Annotated in this window: 5 protein-coding genes and 1 other RNA gene; 1 reads left to right on the forward strand and 5 read right to left on the reverse strand. The window is 49.0% G+C overall.

All coding sequences use genetic code 11. From position 1 onward, the window contains the following. Positions 1–85: 85 nt before the first annotated feature. The 4 genes from ABNS04_RS11845 to ABNS04_RS11860 form a co-directional block, all read right to left on the reverse strand. Entirely contained in the window at positions 86–1309 is a 1224-nt protein-coding gene (locus ABNS04_RS11845) for an integrase domain-containing protein (protein ID WP_348671551.1), read from the reverse strand. A gap of 194 nt (positions 1310–1503) precedes the next feature. Then, positions 1504–1863, reverse strand: a transfer-messenger RNA (tmRNA) gene (ssrA, locus tag ABNS04_RS11850). A 104-nt stretch (positions 1864–1967) separates the two neighbouring features. Next, entirely contained in the window at positions 1968–2621 is a 654-nt protein-coding gene (elbB, locus tag ABNS04_RS11855) for an isoprenoid biosynthesis glyoxalase ElbB (RefSeq protein WP_272978616.1), read from the reverse strand. A 9-nt stretch (positions 2622–2630) separates the two neighbouring features. Further along, positions 2631–3743 (reverse strand): NADH:flavin oxidoreductase, encoded by a 1113-nt coding sequence (locus ABNS04_RS11860; RefSeq protein WP_272978606.1) that lies wholly within the window; start codon positions 3741–3743, stop codon positions 2631–2633. A 203-nt stretch (positions 3744–3946) separates the two neighbouring features. On the opposite strand from ABNS04_RS11860, the gene ABNS04_RS11865 reads away from it, so the two are divergent. Then, positions 3947–5767, forward strand: a complete 1821-nt coding sequence (locus tag ABNS04_RS11865) for a choice-of-anchor I family protein (RefSeq protein ID WP_272978608.1) — start codon at positions 3947–3949, stop codon at positions 5765–5767. On the opposite strand, the gene ABNS04_RS11870 is transcribed toward ABNS04_RS11865, so the two are convergent. Then, on the reverse strand, positions 5764–5988 hold a 225-nt coding region (locus ABNS04_RS11870), incomplete at its 5' end, for a peptidase C39 family protein (protein ID WP_348671553.1). The two genes, ABNS04_RS11865 and ABNS04_RS11870, sit on opposite strands and share 4 nt — an antisense overlap.

Below are 5988 nucleotides of genomic sequence, written 5' to 3' on the forward strand. Positions count from 1 at the left end.
ATTTTTTATCCACTATAAAACAATAAGTTATTAGATCTTATCGATTCCGCCTCCGGCAGCTAAAAAACAGCAGACACCTTCTAAGTTAAAAGCTGCCGGCATCTTTTCTAAAAGCCTCATCCAAATACCCCCCCCACCACTGCATCAATTCACGGCGACGCTCAAGGTAATCCGCACGGTTATAAGCACTTCGCACTTGGTTAGGATCACCATGCGCCAGCGCTGATTCGATCAGGTCAGGATCTTTGCCCTCCTCGTTCATAATGGTGCTGGCTAAAGCCCTCAAACCATGGCTAACGAGTTTATCCTGGTAACCCATACGTCTTAGCGCCATATTGGCCGTTTGGCTGTTAATGGGTGTTTGCGGCTTTCTTAGCGAGATAAATATATGCTCGTACTGTTCGCTTACACTCTTCATGTCGTCCAGTACCTTCAATGCTTGTTCACACAGGGGGACGGTGTGCTGACGACGCTTTTTCATCCGTTCAGCCGGAATCACCCAATTTGCTTGGCCGTCATCAAGCCATTGGATCTCGCTCCATTTAGCGCCAGCCGCTTCAGATGGCCTGGTCATTGTCAGCAACTGCCATTTAATAACCTGGCGAGTAATATACGTGACGTTGGTTTCGTGGAGCTTTCTTAAAAAATCAGGAAGCTCTTTTGCTGTAATTGTCGGTAAATGCTGCTTCTTGGGCTTCTTGAACGCAGATTTGATGGCAGCGATTGGATTTCCAGTAATTAATTTTTTAATGACAGCGTAATTCATTATCTCGTTTAACCGCTGGATTACACGCTTAACGGTTTCCAACCGCCCTGTTTTCTCAACCGGTCGTAATACATCAATGACCGTTTGAGCGCTTATCTGGCTAACCGGCGTTTCACCTAAACGGTTAAATACATGTAGTTCTAACGACCGCCAAATATCATCAGCGTAGTCAGCAGTCACCTCACTTTTTTTAACCTCGAACCATTCTTCAGCAACTTTTCTCAAAGTCGCGTTCTCTGAGTAGCGTTGTGCCGCTCTTTCTTCCTCTCTGGCAAGCTTAGGGTCTACACCTTCAGCAACTTGGCTTCTAGCAGCTTCTGTGAGCTCACGGGCTTTTTTAAGGCTCATATCGGGGTAGCTACCCAGCCCCATATTCACGCGCTTCTTTGTCGTCGGGTGAATGTAATTGAAGTTCCAAAGCTTAGAACCATTCACTCTCACTCGCAGCTGTAAGCCTTTCCCATCGGACTTAACGTAGTCCTTGTCTTTAGGTTTGAGTTGTCTGACGGCTGTATCCGTGAGCCCAATAGTAGAGCGCGCCATAAGCATATCTCCCTTCGATGTATTCCAAAGAGTTTACCCAAAATCGCTTGGAATACAAATTGGAATACTAAAAACTCAGGCTGGAGCTGGTTTTCTTGGGATAAGCTGGGAAAGCAAACACCTTTGAAAGCCTTATTTTACGTGACTTAGAAAGAAAAAAGGGGATGTCGTGAGACATCCCCTTTTTATGGAATTGGTGGAGCTGGCGGGAGTTGAACCCGCGTCCGCAATACCTACATCCTCGGTCCTACATGCTTATTCAGTCTTTTTATTAACCAGCATGACGCCGACTGACAGGCTTCAACTACTGGCGAGTCCGATTAAGTTTAACGCTTCAGCTCCGGACAAAGCATCCACGCGAGTCTACCTTAGGTCGAGCCATCCTGATCCAGTCTCGTAGACAAAGCGCTGGGGGACGGGCTTAGCGGGTTATTAAGCCGCTAGAGCGTAGTTGTCGTCGTTTGCAACTATAACGTTGAGGCTTTTTACGAGGCCAGCCTCACCTCGGCATGCACCTTGGGTTTCGTGTATCCCGTCGAATCCAGATCAGCCCCAAAGCAAAGTACATTGTACCTGATTCGCGCGTGTTGCGCTATCTCTTAGACAGCGCAACCGCCGAAATATTAAGCACTTAACAAATTTATTTTACAGTTCCGCGTTATGCGGCCATAAACAATACTTTTTCAACCAGCTTTTTGATACCTTCATCGGCATCGAGCAGGCATTCTGCCAACATGTATGCCGGTGTGGTGACCACGCGGTGAGCGTCATCAACGACGATATCACGCACGCTGCAGTCCACATGTTCGCCACCCATCTGGTTATATGCGTTGGCGGTATCGGCATCGGTGCCAATGGTACCTTTTACGCCTTTACCGTAAACGTGTGGCAGCAATACCGGTGCAATGCACATGTAGCCTGCGGGTTTCTTAGCGTCTTTAAAGGCTTTACCCACCGCAAGTACTTCGGCGTTAACGGTTGAGTCGGCGCCTTTCTCGGCAAAGTTACATAGGTTTTTCGCAACGCCAAACCCACCTGGCAGAATCAACGCGTCAAAGTTCGCCGCGTTTAGCTCTGAAAGTGGCTTAATGTCGCCGCGCGCAATGCGAGCAGACTCGGTCAATACGTTGCGTTGCTCGCCACTGGCTTCACCTTTTAGGTGGTCGACAACATGCATTTGTTGCACATCGGGTGCGAATATTGAATATTTAGCACCCTGCTTCTCTAAGTGCAACAATGTCAGTACGGCTTCGTTGACTTCGGCGCCATCAAAGACACCGCAACCTGATAAGATAACCGCTACGTGTTTCATCATTTCTCCTTACTTGACGTGCTTATCGTGCTCGTCGCGCCATTTCCATTCGTTTTCGAGTGTTGCAATGGGTTGCAACATGGCAAAGTCGAGATCCTCGATGGTTTCCCCTTTCTTTAACCGATGCGGTAAGTCGGGGTTCGCCAGTGCTTTTTTACCAATAGCGAGCAAACCGTTTTCGTAATGCGCTGCAATATGTTCGTAATTGCTCTCATCAATACCACCATTGACGATAACCGGAATGTCGCTGAAGTCTTGCACGACTTCTGCAAGCGTACTGTTACTGCCGTCTTTAAACGGTTTACGGTCAACGCTGGTGTCTGTGGTATGTATATAGTCGACGCCGGCTTCTTTCAAGCCTTTCACGATACGGATCATACCGTCTTCGCCCTCTGGCCACTGGTAGTCGGGATCGGTCACAGTAATTTGACCCACACGAATGCCCACGATGAAGTCGTCATCAACGGCTGATTTTGCGGCTTTGACGACCATTTCGACAAACTTCAGCCGTTTTGCCATACCTCCGCCCCACTGATCTTCGCGCTGGTTAAAGTGGTCGCTTAAAAATTCGTTGAGTAGGTAGCCATTAGCCGCATGCAACTCGATACCATCGAAACCGGCTTCTTTAGCACGGTTAACGGCGCCGATGATACCTTGCATAGCAGCATCAAATTCGGTTTCACCCATCGCTTTTGGCTCTTTCCAACCATCGCTCTCGCCATACAGATCGAGCGGTTCGCCTTTCGGCTTCACTGCGCTCGGCGCGATAGGTTCATCGGTGTATTCATTGTGCTGCATTTGCGCACCCGCGTGCATCAATTGAGCGATGAACAAACAGTCATGTTTGTGTACACGCTCTACAACCTCTTTCCATGCGTCGGTTTGAGGTGCATCGGTCAGTCCAGGTTGGTTTTCATAGCCCTGACTGGCTTGCTGGTCGGTGTAGATACCTTCGGTGATGACCACGCCCCAGCCGCCTTTGGCAAAGCGCTCATAATAATCACCCATCAGCTCGGTGGGCTTACCTTTTTTATCCGCACTGGTGCGGGTCATAGGTGCGACAACAAAACGATTTTCGAGTTTGTGTCCTTTCAGTTCAAAATCATCAAATGCAGAGCTCATTAGACCTTCCTTATACCAGTGTTTGTTTCTTATCTAGTTAAGGGCTACGCATCTATAAAGTAAAACCGATCAGTTTGAACTTCAATTTAACCTTGTCTTAACTGTTCGCCAAACTGTCATCAAAGCGTCGCACGGGTGCAGTTAAGAGGTCACATAACACGCTTAGCGTAAGAAAGCTTTTTAACCATTGCTAGGAACATTGTATGAAGACAATTAAAACAAAATATACATTACTTGCCAGCTGTTTAGTCATCGCGCTTTCGGGATGTGCGCTCGAGGGTGACGACGGCGATACCGGTGCGACAGGCGCTCAAGGTCCTCAAGGACCTGCAGGCGAGGATGGTCAAAACGCAGCTAACGGAATCTCACTGAGTTTAGTTGCACGTACTGTATTAAATCCGGATGATCCCGCAGGTGCGGCTGAGATCGTGCAATATGATAGCGCGCGCCAGCAGTTTCTTGCGATTAACAGCGCCGCCGCCACGCCGACGGTTGAAATCATGGATGCCGCAGAGCTTCCGACGACGGCAAGCGACACCCCACTTACACTAGATAATCTCACCAGCACCGCATTAATGCTAGAAACCGACGTTAATGGTAAAACGTTGCAGGGTGCCAATAGTATCGCCGTCCATGGCGATTGGTTGGCGGTCGCGATGGAGGCGGATCATGGCGTACGTGGCGAAATCTTGTTCTATGAGCTAGCACAAGGTACGGCTACGTACAGCGGCTCAATCGAGGCGGGCTTTTTACCCGATATGGTCACTTTTACTCCGGATGGTACCCGCGTCCTCGTTGCTAATGAAGGTGAGCCTAATGGCGACTACTCAGTCGACCCAGAGGGTTCAATCACTGTGATCACACTTGCAGGCTCAGGAATCGAGAATGCCACCGTCGCGCAGTTAAATTTTCAGGGTTTTAATGGCCAGCAGGCGGATCTCGCAGCGCTGGGTATGCACTTCCCTAACCCGTCGGGTCGCACCATCAATGGTAACCTTATCGAAACCACGGTCGCGCAAGATTTAGAACCCGAATATATTACTGCGACCAATGACCGTGCCTATGTGACCTTACAAGAAAACAACGGTCTCGCGGTGGTTGATTTATCCGATAATTCAATTGAGATTGTCGGCTTGGGCTTTAAGGATTGGAGCTCGTATCAGATTGACACCATGGAAGATGGCACCGTGAGTTTTGGGCAATACGATAACTTAAAAGGCATCTATATGCCGGACTCGATCGCTCATTATCAATGGAACAATGCCACGTTTTTAGTCACCGCTAACGAGGGCGATGCACGCGAGTACTTTTTTGAGGTCGAAGACGAAGCGGCCTGTATTGCAGCAGGCGGAGAAGACTATGACAGTGACGATGGCTGTCTAGCCTACACTGATGAAGCTCAGGCGCGTGATTTAGATTATGCAGCCGGCAGCGAACTCGAAACGTTAGCCGGTGATGACCCTAAAGACGTAAACTTTACAGCCTTTCCTTTGGGTCGCCTTACAGTGACTAAAGCCCTTGGGGATACCGACAACGATGGCGAATATGAAACGCTATATGCCTATGGCTCACGCTCGTTTACTATTTGGGATCAAAATGGTTTGCCGGTATTTGACAGCGGTGACGATTTTGAACGGATCACGGCTTCAGTGCATGGCAACGCATTTAACAATAACGACGACGAGAACGAAGGTGACTCGCGTTCTTCAAACAAAGGGCCTGAACCAGAAGCGTTAACCTTAGGTCAAATCGGTTCTCGTACCTATGCGTTTATCGGCTTGGAGCGTATGGGCGGCATCATGGTTTATGATGTAACTAACCCTTACAACGCCCAGTTCGTTGATTATGTTATCAACCGTGACTTAACGGAAGGCTTATCAGTGGATGACGGTATCGGTGATCTCGCGCCTGAGGGTATGGTCTTTGTACCTGCCGCCGACAGCGCGACAGGCAAACCGCTGTTGGTGGTCGGTAACGAAGTCAGTGGCAGTGTGTCGGTTTGGCAAATTAGTAGCGTCGACTAATCGACGCGCCCCACAATCACGGCGGCCTTTTGTTTACGGCCGCCGAATCCAAACGCCTTGTTAAAAGTCGCTATTGGAATCGGCAAATACTGACGTTCGGTCGGTGACTCCCAGGGTAAGGTGTCGTAGTCCGGGTCATTGATATAAATAAAGTCATCGTCCGCGGCGCAGATCAACACCCAATGCGGCGCACGGATACCATCAAAATGATAGGTTGAGAT

This window comes from uncultured Idiomarina sp. (assembly GCF_964010655.1).
Lineage (GTDB): Bacteria > Pseudomonadota > Gammaproteobacteria > Enterobacterales > Alteromonadaceae > Idiomarina > Idiomarina baltica.